This window comes from Pseudomonas sp. IT-232MI5, assembly GCF_949767845.1.
Taxonomy (GTDB): Bacteria; Pseudomonadota; Gammaproteobacteria; order Pseudomonadales; family Pseudomonadaceae; genus Aquipseudomonas.
This window is the reverse complement of the sequence record NZ_CATKQE010000051.1, coordinates 1-238: the sequence shown is the minus strand read 5'-3', so window position 1 is coordinate 238 and position 238 is coordinate 1. Positions and strand designations below refer to the sequence as shown.

Sequence of the window (238 nt, the reverse complement as noted above, 5' to 3'; positions counted from 1 at the left end):
CAGTGGCGGTGTAAGTGACGGTGCCACCTTCAGCCGCCGACTCGGTGGCGGTCAGTTTGACGGTGGTGGTATCGACGGTATCGGTCACGTCGGTGACGGCCGGAACGGTGCTCGGAACGAGGTTTTCGAAGTTGCCGCCGGTGGCGTCCTTGATGGTCACTTCGACTTTGCCGGCGTCTTGGTAAACGTCATCGGCTGGTGCCGGAACAGTCACGGTGCCGGTTGTTTTGCCGGCCTC

Annotated in this window: 1 protein-coding gene; it reads right to left on the bottom strand. The window is 62.2% G+C overall.

The window, feature by feature from the left end:
* On the bottom strand, positions 1–238 hold a 238-nt coding region (locus ACM6JQ_RS20850; RefSeq protein WP_414894615.1), incomplete at both ends, for an immunoglobulin-like domain-containing protein.